This is a genomic window from Mesorhizobium sp. M8A.F.Ca.ET.207.01.1.1 (genome assembly GCF_004794715.1).
In the GTDB taxonomy this organism is placed as follows: domain Bacteria; phylum Pseudomonadota; class Alphaproteobacteria; order Rhizobiales; family Rhizobiaceae; genus Mesorhizobium.
Genome location: NZ_SRUS01000006.1, coordinates 25,921 through 42,184 on the forward strand (window position 1 = coordinate 25,921; position 16,264 = coordinate 42,184).

General features: G+C 63.8%; 13 protein-coding genes and 2 tRNA genes. 5 read left to right on the forward strand and 10 right to left on the reverse strand.

Translation table 11 applies throughout. The features are described 5' to 3' along the window. Positions 1-6: 6 nt before the first annotated feature. From EN850_RS18470 to EN850_RS18510, 9 genes are all read right to left on the reverse strand, one after another. Positions 7-1,035 (reverse strand): zinc-binding dehydrogenase, encoded by a 1,029-nt coding sequence (locus EN850_RS18470; protein ID WP_127279730.1) that lies wholly within the window; start codon positions 1,033-1,035, stop codon positions 7-9. Positions 1,036-1,071: 36 nt separating this feature from the next. Further along, positions 1,072-2,349, reverse strand: a complete 1,278-nt coding sequence (locus EN850_RS18475; RefSeq protein ID WP_127279729.1) for a beta-ketoacyl-ACP synthase — start codon at positions 2,347-2,349, stop codon at positions 1,072-1,074. 50 nt (positions 2,350-2,399) lie between these two features. Next, positions 2,400-3,590 (reverse strand): beta-ketoacyl-ACP synthase, encoded by a 1,191-nt coding sequence (locus EN850_RS18480; RefSeq protein ID WP_135931943.1) that lies wholly within the window; start codon positions 3,588-3,590, stop codon positions 2,400-2,402. Between the two features lie 55 nt (positions 3,591-3,645). Continuing rightward, positions 3,646-3,939, reverse strand: a complete 294-nt coding sequence (locus EN850_RS18485; protein ID WP_135931944.1) for an acyl carrier protein — start codon at positions 3,937-3,939, stop codon at positions 3,646-3,648. Positions 3,940-4,169: 230 nt separating this feature from the next. After that, the gene (locus tag EN850_RS18490) at positions 4,170-5,312 is read right to left on the reverse strand and encodes a slipin family protein (protein ID WP_189591167.1); all 1,143 of its coding nucleotides are present in this window, start codon (positions 5,310-5,312) and stop codon (positions 4,170-4,172) included. 358 nt (positions 5,313-5,670) lie between these two features. Next, positions 5,671-5,739: transfer RNA gene (locus EN850_RS18495), tRNA-Leu, on the reverse strand. A gap of 2 nt (positions 5,740-5,741) precedes the next feature. Continuing rightward, a tRNA-OTHER gene (locus EN850_RS18500) sits at positions 5,742-5,815 on the reverse strand. A 230-nt stretch (positions 5,816-6,045) separates the two neighbouring features. Then, positions 6,046-6,594 carry a histidine phosphatase family protein gene (locus EN850_RS18505; protein ID WP_127872704.1) on the reverse strand — a complete coding sequence of 183 codons (549 nt, stop codon included), beginning with the start codon at positions 6,592-6,594 and terminating at the stop codon, positions 6,046-6,048. 100 nt (positions 6,595-6,694) lie between these two features. Continuing rightward, positions 6,695-9,715, reverse strand: coding sequence for a caspase family protein (locus EN850_RS18510; protein ID WP_136091983.1), 3,021 nt, complete (start codon positions 9,713-9,715; stop codon positions 6,695-6,697). Between the two features lie 106 nt (positions 9,716-9,821). Between EN850_RS18510 and EN850_RS18515 the strand changes: the two genes are divergently transcribed. The 3 genes from EN850_RS18515 to EN850_RS18525 all read left to right on the forward strand — a co-directional run bounded on the left by EN850_RS18515 (position 9,822) and on the right by EN850_RS18525 (position 13,521). Continuing rightward, positions 9,822-10,772, forward strand: a complete 951-nt coding sequence (locus EN850_RS18515; RefSeq protein WP_127280495.1) for an AEC family transporter — start codon at positions 9,822-9,824, stop codon at positions 10,770-10,772. A gap of 182 nt (positions 10,773-10,954) precedes the next feature. Next, a complete protein-coding gene (locus EN850_RS18520; protein ID WP_127280496.1) occupies positions 10,955-12,412 on the forward strand; it encodes an NAD-dependent succinate-semialdehyde dehydrogenase in 1,458 nt (485 codons plus the stop codon). A gap of 86 nt (positions 12,413-12,498) precedes the next feature. Further along, positions 12,499-13,521 (forward strand): aldose epimerase family protein, encoded by a 1,023-nt coding sequence (locus EN850_RS18525; RefSeq protein WP_127872702.1) that lies wholly within the window; start codon positions 12,499-12,501, stop codon positions 13,519-13,521. 5 nt (positions 13,522-13,526) lie between these two features. Here EN850_RS18525 and EN850_RS18530 read toward each other — a convergent pair whose 3' ends face one another. Then, positions 13,527-14,450, reverse strand: coding sequence for a sugar kinase (locus tag EN850_RS18530; protein WP_136091984.1), 924 nt, complete (start codon positions 14,448-14,450; stop codon positions 13,527-13,529). 151 nt (positions 14,451-14,601) lie between these two features. On the opposite strand from EN850_RS18530, the gene EN850_RS18535 reads away from it, so the two are divergent. Both EN850_RS18535 and EN850_RS18540 read left to right on the forward strand, forming a co-directional pair. Next, complete coding sequence (locus EN850_RS18535) at positions 14,602-15,051, forward strand: FixH family protein (protein ID WP_136092177.1); 450 nt, start codon at positions 14,602-14,604, stop codon at positions 15,049-15,051. Between the two features lie 7 nt (positions 15,052-15,058). Next, positions 15,059-16,258, forward strand: coding sequence for a cytochrome-c peroxidase (locus tag EN850_RS18540; protein ID WP_136091985.1), 1,200 nt, complete (start codon positions 15,059-15,061; stop codon positions 16,256-16,258). Positions 16,259-16,264: the final 6 nt, after the last annotated feature.

Here is a 16,264-nt window from a genome sequence, read left to right on the forward strand (position 1 = left end):
GAGGCTCTAGGCGACGCGCAGGATGATCTTGCCGAAGACGTCGCGGCCTTCCATGCGCTTCAGCGCGGCATCGATATCGTCGAAGCCGACCTCGGTGTCGATGACCGGCGCGACCTGTCCCGCCGCCATCTTCTGCATGGCGTTGGCCATGTTCTCCATGCGGCAACCGAAGGATCCGAGCAGTTTCAACTGCTGCTGGAAAAGCTGCATCAGGTTGATCTGCGTCGACACGCCCGAGGTCGAGCCGCAGGTCACCAGGCGGCCGCCGCGTTTCAGGCACAGCATCGAGCCGGCAAAGGTGTCGGCGCCGACATGTTCGAACACGACATCGACGCCTTTCTTCCTGGTCAGCTTGCGCACGACGCCCTCGAAGCGGTCGTCGCGGTAGTTGATGACATGGTCGGCGCCGAGCGCCTTGGCCCTGTCGATCTTGTCATTCGAACCGACCGTGGTGATGATCGTGCAGCCCATCCGCTTGGCCAACTGGATCGCCGCCGAGCCGATGCCGGATCCGCCGGCATGGACAAGGATCGTCTCGCCGGGCTGCAGCCTGGCGTTGTCGAACAGCATGTGCTCGACCGTACCAAAGGTGACGGGCGCTACCGCCGCGCCAATGTCGGTCACGCCGGGCGGGGCGGGGACCAGCAGGCGCGCCGGCAGGTTGATCTTCTCCTGCGCGAAGCCGTCGAGATGGAAGCCGTGAACGCCCGAAACATGCTCGCAAAGATTGTCGCGGCCTTCGCGGCAGGCCCGGCACAGGCCGCAGGTGCGTGCGCCGTAGATCGATACCAATTGCCCGGGCAGCAGGCTGGAAACGCCGGGGCCGACCGCCTCGACCTCGCCGGAAGCCTCGGCGCCGACGACCAGCGGCAGCTTGCGCTTGGCGAAGGCCATGCCGCGCCAGCCCCAGACGTCGATGTGGTTCAGCGCCACTGCCCTGATGCGCAGCGTGACTTCGCCGAGCGCGGGTGGCGGTGGTGGCGGCAGGTCCACCGTTTCAAGGCGGCGGTCCTCGATAAGTTGCAGTGCGCGCATGGAGCCTGTCGGTTCTGTTAAGCGGAAAGGGCTCGCTTAGACCGGTTCCCGCGCCATGACAAGGCAAGTGTTCTGGCCGCCGAAGCCGAAGGAGTTCGACAGAACGGTGCGAACCTGCGCATCGCGCTTCTTGTTCGGCACGACGTCGAGCGCGATCGCAGGGTCGGGATTGTCATAGTTGATGGTCGGCGGGATGACGCTTTCGCGCATCGTCATCAGCGAAAACGCCGCTTCGACCGCGCCCGCAGCCGACAGCGTGTGACCGATCATCGACTTGTTCGACGAGACCGGCATCGAGCCAATCCGCTCTCCGAACACGGTCGACAGCGCCAGATGCTCCATCTTGTCGTTCTCGGGGGTCGACGTGCCGTGAGCGTTGACATAGTCGATCTCGTCTTCACTCAGGCCCGCATCGGCGAGGGCGGCGCGAACCGCGGCAATGGCCGGCGAAGCGTCCGGCTTCGAGCGGGTGCGGTGAAAGTCGTCGGCCTTCTCGCCGCAACCGCCCAGGACTCCGAGAATAGTCGCGCCGCGAGCCAATGCCGCTTCAAGCGATTCCAACACCAGCGCCCCGGATCCCTCGGCCAACACGAAGCCGTCGCGATCCCTGGAGAAGGGCTTCGATGCCTTTTCGGGAATGTCGTTGTGCGTGGAGAGCGCCGAGAGCAATGAGAAACGGATCAAAGCCTCGGCGGTGGCAGAACCGTCAGCGCCGATCGATAGCGCACGGTCGCATTCGCCGCGCCGGATCGCCTCGACACCGAGCTGGATCGCGGTCGCTCCCGAAGCGCAAGCCGTCGACAGGGTGATCGGCAGACCGCGTGTGCCAAGGCGGTCGGCAAGGCGGTCGGCGATCGAGCCGAACTGGGTGGTCTCGAAAATATCCAGCTCTTTCAAGCTACGCGCCACCCGAAGCAGTCTTTCGGCGGCGGTGTCGTCCTTGTCCTTGTCGGAATTGTAGAGCGAGAAGCGCTCGGCCCAGTCGAGTTCGACCGGCGGCGATGCGAGGAAGAGCGGTCCGCCGAAATCGCTGGAATTAAGACCGGCTTCAGTCACCGCTTCGAGGCCGGCAAGCTCGGCTAGCTCATAGGTGAGCGGGCTGGCACCTTTCGAACTCGACGGCAGGAAATCGACCATGCCGGAGATGCGGGTGTTCAGTTGATCGATGGGAAAGCGGGTGATCGGGTGAATACCCGACTTGCCTGATGTCAACGCCGCCCAATTGTCTGATTTGCCGACACCAAGCGAGGTGACCACGCCGATGCCGGTGACGGCGACAATTGGCCTGCCCATGTGATCGTTCAGATTGGCCATCTGGAGCCCTCGAGCGTTTATCGTTGCAGCATGGATCGCGCAGCGCCGCGTTACGCGGCGTTGACCAGCGCCATGCCCTCGAATTGGTGATAGCCGATCGCCGTTGCAAGGACGGTCGCGGGAACGCCTTCGAACGGCTTCTCGGCTGCGGCATCGAAAACAGGGTAGGCGGCCTTGCGGTCGACGGCGAGTGCCGCCAGCGCCACGGCGAACGGAAACTGCGCTTCCTTCATATGCCCGGTCAGCGTCGAGAAGCCGCGCGTGGCAATCGCAGGATTGGCATCGAGCGCCGTTTTCTCGGCGGTGGTTGCGGCATGCGCGCCCGAGGCACCCGACAGGGCAAGCAGCTTGCCGTCCGGCAGCGCAGCCTGGCTGAGTAGTGCTGCGATCTCGGCGCCGAGCTCACCGCGTGAGCGCCTGGCGCGGCCGGAAACCACCGGTCCGAGCTCCGCATAGATCTTGCGCCCGCGGCTCACGGCGTGTTCGCGCTGCTCCAGCACCAGGAAGGCACCGCCGGATCCAGTGACGATGCCGCCGCCCTCGGCACCCTGTCTTTGCCACACAGGTTTCCAGGGGCCGCGATGCAAATAGCCGGCAAGCTCGTAACCTAGCAGCATGTCGGAATGTTCGGTCTGGAAGGCGCCGCCGACCAGGATGTGCGTCGACTGGCCGGAGCGGATTCGCGCGGCGGCCGTTTCGACGGCGGCGACGCCGGCGCCTTCCTCGCCCATGAAGGTGCGCGACGAGCCGGTCACCTTGTGGACAATGGAGATGTTGCCGGCGAGCAGGTTGGAGAGCTGGGCCAGAAACAAGGTCGGCCGCAACTCGGTGGTCAGCTTCTCGTTGAGAAGCACGTCGCGGTCGTTGCGGCTTTCCGAAGCGGCGAGGATGGCGGCATCGACCGCCTCGTCGCGCTCGCCGCCGCCGGCAGCCACAACCATGTCCATGGTCGTGCAGAGCTCGTCATTGCCCTTGATGCCGGCATCGTCCAACGCCAGGCCTGCGGCATAGGTGCCGAGCCGCTGCCATGTTTCCATCTGCCGCTGATCGCCGCGCTTGGCGATCTGCAGGTTCCAGTCGATCTCCGGCAGCGGATGGACGGTATAGGGCGCGAACCGCGCGGCTTCGAGCACCGGCTGCAAGCCCGGCTGCGCGAGCTTCTGCCAGTGTGCGTCAGGGCCTTCTCCCAAGGAGGAGACAATGCCGATACCAGTGATGACGACGTCGTGGGGGCTGCTCATGAGCGGCTTTGTGGGTCAGGCGGCGCGGCCCGTCAAGGCCACGCGCCGGCCGATGTCAGGCAGTCTTGGCGGCAACCAGCGCGTCGATCTTGGCGCACAGGTTCTTCATGACGAAGTAGTCATCGGTCGAGGCCCTGCCGTCATTGACTTCCTGGGTCCACTTTTCCAGCGGCACCTTGATGCCGAATTCCTTGTCGATGGCGAAGACGATATCGAGGAAGTCGAGGCTGTCGATGCCGAGATCGTCGATCGTGTGGCTCTCGGGCGTGATGGTGTCGATATCGATCTCGCTGGTGTCGGCAATGATCTTGGCGACTTTGTCGAACGTGGTGGAGTTCGTGGTGGACAAGGGCTTTTCCTTCTTTGCGGGCGGAATCTGTCCGCAGCTTGTTTGGGCGCTGTCTAATCGGTTTTTCCCGGCAGGAAAAGGCCTGATAAGCCGGGCGCAGATGGGGAGGGCGCGTTGAAAAGGCAAGAAGGGCCGCCGGTCAACCCGGCGGCCCTTCCCATTGACGTAAGGTCAATGCTTGGTTCGATGCATGTCGTCATCCCAAAACCGGAACCACTTGGGGACATGCATCAGCTCTCGCGAAGCTTGACCAGGTCGTTCAACAGCCCGCCCGTCCCGTTGTGGACGGTCAGCCGCTCGACCTTGCCGGCGATGGCTTCCAGGGCCTCGAGCTCCTTCAGCCGCAGCATCACCGGGTTCTCTGCCATCACCTTGGCCGTGTTGAGCAGGGAACGCGTGGCGTTCGTCTCCTCACGGCGGCGGATGACGTTGGCCTCGGCCTGCTTTTCGGCCGAAACCACCTGGTTGAGGATTTCGCGCATCTCGCCCGGCAGGATGACATCCTTGAGCGCGATATCGCTGACCTCGACCCCGATCTCGGCCATGTCGGCCCGGACCTTGGCCGCGGCTTCCTCATCGACCGTCACCTTCTTTTCAAGGATCTGGTCAAGCGTCAGTGCGCCCAGCGTCTTGCGGAAGGCGTACTGCAGGGCTCGGTAGAGGGCCTCGCAGAAGTCCTTCACCGCGCTCACCGCCTTGACCGGATCGACGACCCGGTATTCGGCCGCGATGTTGACGCGGATCGTGACGCGATCCCTGGTCAGCACTTCCTGCCCGGCGACGTCGAGCGACTGGCGCTTGAGGTCGACGACCTTGATCTGCACCATCCGTCCGACGTTCCAGAAGCCGTGCACGCCGGCGGCAAGCGTCCGAATGAGGACACCGTCGACGAACAGCAGCCCGGCCTGACCATCCAGAACCGGATGGACGGACATCAATTCCGCCTTCCGAGCCTGGCCGAGCCGGCGCATGACCGCCGAATCGATGGCAAGATCGGCCGAGGTGTCGACCATCGTCACCTTCCACGGTCCGGCATCGGTCCACAGCACCAGCTTGCGGTCCGGCGCCAGCACGCTGTGCAAATTGCCGTCGCGCTCGATGACGGCGACCTCCGTGCGCCCGGTGCGGACGACGGTGAAATGACGCGCGGCCACGTCCGGGAGCTTGTCGAACAACGCCTTCTCGTACGCCGAAACGAATTCCGGGTTCCTCAGATCGTGCCGCGAGACTTCAAGGCTGCCGCGCCGGTTGGCGAGCCAGTGCTCACCCGGCAGCAGGACAGCCTTGATCTCTCCCTTGTAGAGAGTGAGGGCACGCTCATTTTCCTTTACGAGGACGCGATCGCGCCCAAGAACCTGATCGAGAATAGTCATTGTCTTACTCCTGTCGGGCATGGCCCCATGCGAGGCGTCACGTCATGCGTCGATCTTCCCTTCGTTTCTCGTTTCACTTCCAATTCCGGCACGAATGATCCGGAGACCGGTGGCATCAATCCGTGGCGGGCCCTCGGGAGCGGATCGCGAGGCAGCGAAGCGGGCGCCGGAGGCCTTGGCCTCCTTTGCCGGCGACGCTGCGCCTTGACCATCACCGCGAGCCTGGCCGCGAGCCGATGGCATCGGACCTTTCGATCCGGCCTTGGCCCGAAGGCTTCGGCCGTCCGTCAAGTCTTCAGCATTCCAGTCCCCGGACCGTTTTTCAGATAACACCGTGGCAGGGTGCTGGCTTATCAGGCCAATGGAGAAGGATTCGAACCTTCGACAATCAGAACCTAAATCTGATGCTCTACCAAACTGAGCTATCCGTGGTGCAGACAGCAGGATTCGAACCTGCGACCTCCGGACCCAAATCCGGTGCTCTACCTCTGAGCTACATCCGCGATCCCAATCCCCAAAGCGGCGCCGTATACAGGGCGGCAAGGCCGCCTGCACGGGCGGAGACGAAAGCTCCAACCGCTGTGCTCACTTCGGTTCTCGTGACCGGGAGCGCGCCTATAGCCCCTGCGACGGGTTGTCGCAAGCGACATTGTGGCGGCGAATTTGCGGCTTCTTTCAGCGGTGGCATTTCGGCAACACTGGTCGCCGCGCCCCGCGATCGGGCGCAGCGACCTCAGAAGGTGACGCGGCCAAGGACGCGAAGGCCGTCGCCCTGCGGTTCGACCACCACGGCTTCGCCTTCGCGCGGCGAGATGCCGGTCAGCGCCACGATGTCTTCCAGATGGGTGACCATGATCAGATTGTCGGAGCCGGAATAAGCGCGGATTTCCTTCATGATGGCAGCGATCTGCGCTGCTTTCTGTGCATCGTCGCCCTTCAGGAGGTCGAGCGGTGCGAACAGTTCCGGCTCGGCCTCGAAGGCGGTGCGCGCCGTGTCGAGGCAGCGACAGTAGCGGCTGGACAGAATGCGCTCGATGGGAGCCGCGCGGGCGGCAAACAGGGCGCCGATCTTGCTTGCCTGCTGCTTGCCGCGCGCCGACAGATTGACCTGGGTGGCGCAATTGCCGATGTCGAAATTGGCCGGGTCGGTGGTGCCGGTGACCATGGCGTGGCGCAGCAGCACGACATGGCCGCCATCGCGCAGCAGCGCCCAGCCGGCGTCGGTCGCGTGCGCGGCGGCGGGGACGACAAGCAGGAACAACGCCAAGGCTAACCGGATCATCGCCACCCTTCCATGAGTCCGTATCGGGCTCCAACCATTCGCATATAGGGATTGGAAACCGGGCACAAAGACAAGCCGGGCGCCGGTCGCGTCTCAAGCCTCACTTTTTGGCGAGCTGCTGCTTCACCAAATCGATCTTCTGGTCGGTCAGCGGGATCGGGATTGTGTAGCCGGCTTCGGTAAAGCCCTGTTTGGCGTTCTCGAAGAACGCGATCGCCTTGAGATATTCCGGCTTGCCGCCGCCATAGCTGGCGCGGTTCCAGTGGATGTCGCCAAGGTTGTTCTGTTCGAAGGCCCACTGCATGGGCTGACTTTCCCTGGTGAACACTTTCAGCGTCGCCGTGAAAGCCGCCTCGGCCTCGTCGAGATATTTGCCGGTCCGTTCGATGTTGCCGAGGTTGAGCAGGCTCATGCCGATGCCGTTCTGCGCGTTCGCCCAGTCGACCGGCGCGGTCTCGATGGTCAGCACTTCGAGCGCCGCACGGCGCGCGGCGATCGAATCCCGCAAGGTCGCGGGGCCGGCATTGCTCATGCTCAACCAGTGCAGCGTCGAGCCGAGGCCGGCCTGGGTCAGCGCCCATTGCCGTGGGTTGGTCTCGCGCTTGTATTCGCGCAAGGCGTTGCGGTAGGCGTCGACCGCCTCGTCATAGTATTCGGGCTTGTCCGTCACGCCGCCGAGAAGCTGCAGCGTGTTGCCGAGATTGTAGTAGCTCATCGCCCAATCAAGCGGGAATTTCCGCCTGACATAGACCTGGCGGGCCGCCTGGAATGCGGCAACCGACTGCTCCAGCCTGGATGCGTCGCGGGTGCGCTGGCCAAGCGTCTGGTAGATCGAGCCGAGATTGTTCTGCGCCGACGCCCAATCCATCGGGAAGCGTTGCCTGGTGAACACAGTCAGCGCATCGTCATAGGCTGCCGCCGCTTCTTCGAGCGTGCCGGTGCCCATGTCGAAACGGGCAACACCACTCAGCGCATTGCCGAGGTTGAGCCGGCTGGTGGCCCATGAGACGGGGAATGTGTCGCGGGTTCGCACTTCGAGCGCGGCGCGAAAGGCGTCGGCGGCCTCGTTGATCCTGGCCTTGTCGTTGAGCTGGATGCCGAGGGTCACAAGCGTGTTGCCGAGATTGTTCTCGACCATCGCCCATTCGACCGGCGTTTTCTGGCGCGTATATTCCTCGAGCGCCAGCCGGTAGGCCGCTTCCGCCTGGGCCAGATGTTCGCCGCCGGGTTCGCGTTCGGAGAGCGCATAGAGCGCGAGGCCAAGATTGTTCTGCGAGGACGCCCAGTCGAGGGGCACCTTGTCGCGCGGGCGCTTCTCCAACGTGGCGCGCATCGCCGCCACCGCCTCGTTCAAGCGCTTCGGGTCGCTCTCGCGTTCGCCGATCTTCAACAACACATTGCCGAGATTGTTCTGGGCGGCGGCCCAGTTGAGGTCGTCCTTCACATGTTCGAACACGGCAAGCGAATCGCGAAAGATCTGCGCGGCCTCTTCGAGATGCGCGGTCTCGGTCTCGCGCTCGCCGATGTTCTGCAGCACCACCGCCATGTTGTTGCGGGTGATGGCCCAGTCGCGATTCTGTTCGCCATTGGGAATGAAGTTCAAGATGGCGCGATAAGCTTCGATCGCGTGCCGCAGCGCATCCAGGTCGCCGGTGGCGTAGCCATAGGAATTAAGTGCTTCCGCCTCCTGGTTCTTGTAGTTCCAGCGCAGCTTGTCGTCCCATTTCTCGGCCAGCGAGAACGCCTTGGCATAGTCGTTGGCGGCCGACTTGTAGTCGAAGACCAGCGCCGAGGCGTCGGCCCGCTTGGCGTAGATCGCGGCATCCGCGATGCGCTTCTGCTTGATCAATTCCTCAGCCTGGTCGACCGCGTCGTTGGTCGCTTCGACCCGCCCCACGGCATCATCGAGGAATTTTCGCGCCGTGGCGATCGCGCCTTGGCCGATGGCCTTGTCGGCGGAAGCGACCAGGCGTTTGATCTCCGGATCGTCGGTGCGCAACGCCGCGCGCTCGGACATCATCTTCTTCAGACGCTCGGCCTGGGCATCGAGCACTTTTCGCAGGTCGGCCGGATCTTCAGGGATTTTCTCCGTGCCGAGCGCCCTCAGCACGCCGTAAAGCGCGTCGAGCGGGACGCCTTCCTGCAGCGATGCCAGCTCCACCTGTGCCCGCTTGGGGTCGGGCAGGTCGGAAATGGTCAGCAGCAACTGCCGCCGCTCGCCGGTGATCAGCCCGTCGTCGCCGGTCGGTTCGGGCGGTGCGACACCGAAATAGAGCAGCCGGCGCAGGCTTTCGTTGACCCAGGGGCGCTGCTTCGCCTTGGTGTCGAGATAGACCTCTTCCGTTACCATGCGCATGACCGAGCCGAACTCGGTGCCTTTCATCGCCGCGAGGTGGCGCAGCAGGGCCGCCGCATAGGGGCTGTTTTCGCCAGCGGCGCCATCGAGCGCCGGACGGCCGGGTTCCGCGGCGAAGCCGATCACCGTGCCGAGGCTCGCGTCGGCCGCCGGCGCGTTGCCGAGGGCCTTTGCGCCGCGCACCGGCTCCAGTCCCCCGGCGCCGATAGGCTCGGCGGAGGCGGTGGGTGCGCGCCGCACCACGGCGTCCGATGGAAACGGATTGGTGCGGCAGGCGTCGAGCAGCATGATCGTCACCGGCACGGTCTTCTTCAGTTCGTCCATGACGGCGGAAATCGGCACCAGTTCCTGATCGGCATCCTTGAGTGACGAGACGTCGGCGTCGACCGGAACCAGATAATTCTCGCCACCGGCCTCGATGCCGTGACCGGAATAATAGATGAGGGCGACGTCGGCACCCTCGGCATCTTCCGTGAAACGCTCGAGGTCGCGCTTGAGCTTGGCGGCATCGCGATCGCTGACGTTGCGGGCGTCGAAGCCGAGGTCGGTCAGCATCTTGGCCATGTCGCGGGCGTCGTTGGCTGGATTGGGGAGGGCGGCGATGTGCTCGTATTGCGACTGGCCGATGATCAGCGCCACGCCCTTGAGGTCTTTTGCCTCGGCAGCCTGAAGCATCGACGCGGCAACGGAGACAAGCATGGCGACAAACAACGTCACCCGCGCACGCCGGAAAAGACGCAGTTTCGAGGTGTCGACAAAGGTCATTTGTCGTTCCGCCCTGATGATCCAAACCCTCTATAACCCTGCCAGCCAACGATGATCAAATTCGGGCGCGATTGCGCCGCGGCCGTGGCTCGCCTATCCCTGAAAAATGTCTCCACTCACCGAAACCGTCCTATTCGTCTTCAGTCTTGTCGCGCTCGGCTATCTCGCTGGGTTCACAGGCTATTTGAGACCGGCGAGCGGCGAGGGGATATCCGACTTCGCGGTCTCGGTGGCCATGCCGCTGCTCCTGTTCCAGACCATGGTCAACGCTGATTTCCATGGCGTCGCGCCATGGCCACTATGGGGCGCCTATTTCACCGCCGCGGCGATCACCTGGGCGGCGGGCCATCTCGTCACCACGCGGATATTCGGACGCGACGCGCGCGCCGGGGTCGTCGGCGGCGTATCGTCCGCCTACTCCAATGTCGTGCTGCTCGGCGCTCCCTTCATCCTTGGCATATTCGGTCCGAGCGGCTTCGAAGTTCTGTCGCTGCTGGTCTCGGTGCATCTGCCGATCATGATGATGGCCTCGATCGTGCTGTTCGAGATGTTCGGCCGAGGCAGCGGCGAACATGTGCATCCGCTACGGGTCCTGCGCAGCTTCCTGAGACGGCTGTTCATCAATCCGCTGATCATCGGCATCCTGCTGGGGCTGGCATGGCGCATCAGCGGCGTGCCGCTGCCGGCCCTCGTCATGCGACTGGTCGATGCGCTGGCCAACACGGCCGGGCCGGTGGCGCTGTTTGCCATGGGGCTCAGCCTGCGCCGCTTCGGCATATCAGGCAATGTCCGGCCAGCGCTGGTACTTTCGGTGCTGAAGCTGTTCCTGATGCCGGCGCTGGTTCTTGCCTTCGTCTGGCTGCTCGGCCTGCCGCCGTTGACGGCCAAGGTGGCGGTCGTGGTGGCGGCGCTGCCGTCGGGCATCAATTCCTATCTCATCGCCGTCCAGTTCAACACCGGCCAGGCGCTAGCATCGAACCAGATGACCATCGCCACTGCTTGCGCGGTCATCACTACTGCTTTCTGGCTGACGGTTGTCCTGCATGTTTTCGGGTGAGGTTGGCGACAGCTGCGCCAACCCGCTCTCGTCTTGCGCTGGTCCAACCCCTATATGCCATCTTGCGATTGCTTGCGGGGCTTTCCCTAGGTTAAGAGCAATGGCTCCAGCGTGCGGCCCTGCCTGCGCTTTACCTAAGACATCCAGATAGCGGCCCGTGAGCGCCGAACGGAGGCTAGACCATGCTTCAGAAAACCAGCCATTTCATGCGCCAGGCCAATCTCATCAACGGCGAATGGGTCCAGGCCGACAGCGGCCAGACGGTCGATGTGAACAATCCAGCTACCGGCCTCAAGATCGGCACCGTGCCGAAGTCGGGCAAGGCCGAGACACGCCGTGCCATCGAGGCTGCCGACGCCGCCTTCAAGTCATGGCGCAAGACCACCGCGCTCGAGCGCTCCAAGCTGCTGCGCAAGCTGCATGACGCGATGATGGACAATCAGGACGTGCTGGCCGAACTGCTCACCATTGAGCAGGGCAAGTCGCTGTTCGAATCCAAGGGCGAGATCGGTTCGGCTGCCGCCTACATCCTCTGGTTCGCCGAAGAAGGTCGCCGCACCTATGGCGACGTCGTGCCGTCGCCATGGGCGGACCGCCGCATCCTGGTGACCAAGGAACCGGTCGGTGTCATTGCCGCCATCACGCCGTGGAATTTCCCGTCCTCGATGCTGGCCCGCAAACTTGGTCCCGCACTTGCAGCCGGCTGCACCGCCGTCGTCAAGCCGGCCTCGCAGACGCCGTATTCCGGCCTTGCCTGGGGTGCGCTGGCCGAGGAAGTCGGCTTCCCCAAGGGCGTCGTCAACATCCTGACCGGTTCGGCGAGCGAGATCGGCGACGAGATCTGCGCCAATCCGCTGGTGTCGAAAATCACCTTCACCGGCTCGACGGAGGTCGGCAAGCTTCTCATCCAGAAGTCGTCGGTCACGGTCAAGAAGGTGTCGATGGAACTCGGCGGCAACGCGCCGTTCATCGTCTTCGACGACGCCGATATCGAGCGTGCCGTTGCCGGCGCGATCACCGCCAAATATCGCAATTCAGGCCAGACCTGCGTCTGCACCAACCGCTTCCTCGTCCAGGCTGGTGTGTACGACAAGTTCGTCGAAAAGCTCGCCGCGGCCAGCAACGGACTGAAGGTCGGTTCCGGCCTCGAAGAGGGCGTCCAGCAGGGGCCGCTGATCGACGAGAAGGCGGTCGAGAAGGTCGAGGAACTGATCGCCGATGCCACCTCAAAGGGCGGCAAGGTCGTCGCCGGCGGTCATCGCCATGCACTGGGCGGTTCGTTCTTCCAGCCGACGGTCATCGCCAATGCGACGCCGAAAATGCGCTTCATGAAGGAAGAGATCTTTGGCCCGGTCGCACCGGTGTTCAAGTTCGAAACCGAGGAAGAAGCCATCGCGCTCGCCAACGACACCGAATTCGGCCTTGCCTGCTATTTCTACACCGGCGATCTCGGCCGCGCCTTCCGGGTCATGGAAGGCCTGAAATACGGCATGGTCGGCGTCAATGAAGGGCTGATCACCACACCTGAAGCACCGTTTGGCGGCGTCAAGGAATCGGGCCTCGGCAAAGAAGGCGGACATCAGGGCATCGAGGATTACCTCGATACCAAATATGTGTGCATCGGCGGCCTCGGGCTCTGATAGGCTAGTGCGTGGGGCAGGCTGGTAAACCTGCCCCAGGCTGAACAACCAGCCGAAGTCCTTTGGATCCACTGGCATTTGCGGGCATGACGATGAAGGACGGCGAGGTTTTCGGCACGACACAGGCAGGCGAACCGATCCGCCGCTTTACGATCAGGGGCGGCGGCCTCACCGCCAACATCATCGGGCTTGGCGCCATCGTCCAGGACCTGCGCCTGACCGGGCACGACGCGCCGCTGGTCCTCGGCTACAACAATCTGGAGGCCTATGAGACCGACACTGGCTTCTTCGGGGCCGTGGTCGGGCGCTACGCCAACCGCATCGGCGAAGGCCGCTTCACAATTGGCGGCAACCGCTACCAGACCGAGCGCAACTTCCTCGACAAGCATACGCTGCATGGCGGCTCGCAAGGCTACTCCCACCGACCATGGACAGTTTCGCTGCACGGCAGGGATTTCGTCACTCTGACGCTGCATGATCCCGACGGTGCGATGGGCTTTCCCGGCGCGCTCGACGTTACTTGCACCTACCGGCTGAAAATTCCCGGCACGCTGAGCGTCGAACTGACGGCGACCTGCGAGGAGCCGACGCCGTGCAATCTCACCCAGCATTCCTATTTCAACCTCGATGATGGCGGCACGGGCGACATTCTCGACCACAGGATGATGCTGAACGCCGGTGCCTATCTGCCTGTCGACGGCGACATGATCCCGACCGGCGTGGTGAAGCCGGTCGACGGCACGCCTTTCGATTTTCGCCAGGCGCGGCCATTGCGCATGGAGACCGAGGGCGAACAACTGCCCTACGACCAGAATTTCTGCCTGGCCGCGGCGCGCGGGCCGCTCAAGCAGGCCGCGTGGGTGCAAGGGGCGAATTCCGGCGTCGAGATGGAAGTCTGGACAACGGAGCCCGGTGTCCAGCTCTACACCGGGCAATATGTGACGCCACGCACCGGCCTGGAAGGGCGGAATTACAAGGCCTTCAGCGGCTTCTGCCTGGAGCCGCAAATATGGCCTGACGCGCCGAACCGGCCCTATTTCCCGCAGGCGACGCTATGGCCTGGCGCGATCTATCACCACGTGACCGAATACCGGTTCCGGCAAGGTTAGCTTTTTCAGGGCTTGCCGAACGCCGCCCTCAGCGTCTCGAACGGTGCCAGCGCGCCGCGGACCTGCACGACGGCAGCGGCAACGCGATGGGCTCTGCGGGCGGCCTCCTGCGGGTTGTGGCCGGCAAGACGGGCGGCGAGATAGCCGCCATTGAAGGAATCGCCGGCGCCGGTGGTGTCGGCGGGGGCCGCGACATGGATCGCAGGCACGTCCTGCAATGATCCGTTTTCGGCAATCAGTGCCGGCTGCTCGCCATTCTTGACGACAACTTCGCCAACCCATTGCCTGAGCCGCTCGGCGGTCGCCCGCGGGGTGTCATCGCCGAACAGCATCTGCTCGTCAGGGAAGGTCGGCAGCGCGATGTCGGTGACGGCAAGCGCTTCGACGATCGCTGCCTGCGCTTCGTCGCGGCCGCGCCACAGTCGTGGCCGGTAGTTGGGATCGAAGGCGATCGTCGAGCCCGCCGCGCGCGCCTTGCCCACGGCCTCCAGCAGCGTCTTGCGCGAGGCATCGTCGAGAATTGCCAAAGTGATTCCGGAAAAGTACACAAGCGATTGATTTTGCATGCTTTTCGATAGTGCCGCCGGATCCGAAGCTAGCTGCCGCGCGGCGGCGTCGCCACGCCAGTAGGTGAAGGAGCGCTCGGCACCGGTCAGCGTGATCGCATAGAGGCCGGGGCGCGCGCCCGGTATGACCGGACTGGAGCCGATGCCGATGCCGTTTTCAGCGAAGAAAGCGATCTGGCCTTGGGAGAAGGGGTCGTCGCCGAAGGCCGAGACATAGGTTGCCGGCAGGTCAGCGCTCAGCGCATGCAACGCCCACAGCGTGTTGAACGTGTCGCCGGCAAAACCCATGCGCCAGTTTGGGCCCGTCTGGCCCGACAGTTCCAGCATGCATTCGCCAATCGAGGCGACGCCGTTTCCCACCATCTGGGATCCTCCAGTGATTTGCGTGCTGTAGCTTTTTGCCGGACGCAGCGCCATGCTTGGCAAGCAGGCTTTTTTCCGCCACAGCGTTTTCCCACAGGCTGGCGGGATGCGATCCGTCCGGCAGAACGTTATCCGCAGAAGAGGAACCGGTTTGGCATCGTTATGGCGTTATCTCCTGGCAGGTCTTGGTCTGGCTGCTTTGCTGGTCGGCGTTCTCGCGGTCGTCTATCTGACCGCGCCGCATTCGGCACAGCCTGTCGGTCCGGATGTCTCGAGGACGAAGAAAACCGACAACGGATTGTACGTAGCGAGTTTCGTGCCGGAACGCGGCGTGGTGCGGCAGGGCGAGCTGGAATCCTGGGTGCTGACGCTGAAGACAAAGACAGGGGCTTCGGTGGAGCGAGCCGCGATCGCCATCTCTGGCGGGATGCCGCAGCACAAACACGGTCTGCCGACCAGTCCGCAGGCGACCGACTATCTCGGCGAGGGCCGCTACCGCATCGAGGGGCTCAAATTCACCATGAGCGGCTGGTGGCAGCTGCGTTTCGCCATATCGTCCGGCGCGGGCTCCGACACTGTGCTGTTCAACGTGGTGCTGTGAGCGGTCGATGAGGCGCCTTTTCTGCTTTTTGGCGCTGACGGTGGCCGTGCTCCTTGGCGGTTGCGGCAAGCCGGATTTTTCCGATGCCGAGAAGAAGACGATTGCTTCGCTCGCGCTGAATACGCTGCCGGCGCTGAAGCCTGACACCACCAACCGCTTCGCCGATGTGCCGGCCGCCGCGGCGCTCGGCTCGACGCTGTTCTTCGATGTTGGGATGAGCCGCGACGGCACCGTGTCCTGCTCGACCTGCCACAAGATCGACCGCCAATTCCAGGACGACCTGCCGCAGGCGGTGGGTGTCGGCCGCACCAACCGGCGCACCATGCCGCTGGCCGGTGTGGCGCGTGACCCCTGGTTCTTCTGGGACGGACGTCGCGACAGCCTGTGGGCGCAGGCGCTGACGCCGCTCGAAAACCCGCTGGAACAGGCGGGAAACCGCACCGCCTACGCGCATTACATGAAGGCGCGCTTTGGCGAACGCTATGAGCGCATCTTCGGGCCATTGCCCGATTTTTCCGGCGTTCCGTTGAATGCCAGCCCGCTTGGAAGCGATACCGAAAAAGCCGCCTGGAACGCGATGAGCGGCGCGCAGCGTGACGCCATCAACAGCGTCTATGCCAATATAGGCAAGGCGATTGCCGCTTTCGAACGCTCGATCGAGCCGCCGTCGACGCGATTCGACCGCTTTGCGCTGGACCTTGCCACAGGCGCCGAGCCGAAAGGCGATGTGGCCTTTTCGCGGGAAGAAATCCTTGGGCTGAAACTGTTCATCGGCAAGGCCAATTGCGTGACCTGCCACAATGGCCCGCGTTTCACCGACAACGGTTTTCACAATACGGGCGTGCCGCCAGTTGCCGGCCTGCCGGCGGATCGCGGGCGGGTCGAGGCGGTGGCGCAGGTCGAGGCCGACCCGTTCAACTGCTTCGGCGCTTATCGCGATGGCGAGGCCAATGCCTGCGGCGAGCTGCGCTTCATGGTCAAGGATGCGCCGGAACTGGTGCGCGCCTACAAGACGCCGTCGCTGCGCGGTGCTGCGACACGGCCGCCCTACATGCATGCCGGGCAGTTTTCATCGCTCGACGAGGTGGTGGCTCACTATGCCAAGGCTGCGCCGAGCGTCGAAGGGGTATCCGAAGTCCACCCGCTGGAGTTGTCGGACCGCGAGCGCGCCGCACTGGTGGCGTTCCTGAAGACGCTGTCGGAATAGCCCTTC

Bases quoted from the DNA above. Each gene is read 5' to 3' on its own strand.
- EN850_RS18470 (WP_127279730.1), bottom strand. From the start codon at position 1,035: ATGCGCGCACTGCAACTTATCGAGGACCGCCGCCTTGAAACGGTGGAC.
- EN850_RS18475 (WP_127279729.1), bottom strand. From the start codon at position 2,349: ATGGCCAATCTGAACGATCACATGGGCAGGCCAATTGTCGCCGTCACC.
- EN850_RS18480 (WP_135931943.1), bottom strand. From the start codon at position 3,590: ATGAGCAGCCCCCACGACGTCGTCATCACTGGTATCGGCATTGTCTCC.
- EN850_RS18490 (WP_189591167.1), bottom strand. From the start codon at position 5,312: ATGACTATTCTCGATCAGGTTCTTGGGCGCGATCGCGTCCTCGTAAAG.
- EN850_RS18505 (WP_127872704.1), bottom strand. From the start codon at position 6,594: ATGATCCGGTTAGCCTTGGCGTTGTTCCTGCTTGTCGTCCCCGCCGCC.
- EN850_RS18510 (WP_136091983.1), bottom strand. From the start codon at position 9,715: ATGACCTTTGTCGACACCTCGAAACTGCGTCTTTTCCGGCGTGCGCGG.
- EN850_RS18515 (WP_127280495.1), top strand. From the start codon at position 9,822: ATGTCTCCACTCACCGAAACCGTCCTATTCGTCTTCAGTCTTGTCGCG.
- EN850_RS18520 (WP_127280496.1), top strand. From the start codon at position 10,955: ATGCTTCAGAAAACCAGCCATTTCATGCGCCAGGCCAATCTCATCAAC.
- EN850_RS18525 (WP_127872702.1), top strand. From the start codon at position 12,499: ATGACGATGAAGGACGGCGAGGTTTTCGGCACGACACAGGCAGGCGAA.
- EN850_RS18530 (WP_136091984.1), bottom strand. From the start codon at position 14,450: ATGGTGGGAAACGGCGTCGCCTCGATTGGCGAATGCATGCTGGAACTG.
- EN850_RS18540 (WP_136091985.1), top strand. From the start codon at position 15,059: ATGAGGCGCCTTTTCTGCTTTTTGGCGCTGACGGTGGCCGTGCTCCTT.